The 367-nt window shown below is 34.6% G+C and carries 1 protein-coding gene; it reads right to left on the reverse strand.

The window, feature by feature from the left end; all coding sequences use genetic code 11:
• On the reverse strand, positions 1 to 297 hold a 297-nt coding region (locus tag DIU01_RS09530; RefSeq protein WP_290833847.1), incomplete at its 3' end, for an FAD-binding protein.
• Between the last annotated feature and the right edge of the window lie 70 nt (positions 298 to 367).

Consider the following 367-nt stretch of genomic DNA (forward strand, 5'->3'; position numbering starts at 1 on the left):
GGTCCAAAGGACAAATTCGTGCCAATTTTCGCCTGCTTGACTTTCAACCCAAACAAAATCGTTGTCTTCCTTAATGATTTTTTTTCCTTTCAAATTAACATGAATTACCAAAGCATCGATGTCTTGCGTCAAAAGCATATTGCTTCCGCCACCAAGAATGAATTTTTTATCCGAAGCATGATTTTCTAGGATAGATTGTAATTCATCGTTAGAATGAACTGCGACAAATTGTTTTGCTTTGGCTTCTATACCAAAAGTGTTGTATTTTTTTAAGGAGAAATTATTGTGGATTTGCATTTGTTTGAGATTTTACTGCAAAGTTCGCAAAGTTTTTCGCAAAGTTCGCAAAGAGAAAATTGGAATTTGG

The organism is Flavobacterium sp., from assembly GCF_003525665.1.
GTDB lineage: Bacteria > Bacteroidota > Bacteroidia > Flavobacteriales > Flavobacteriaceae > Flavobacterium.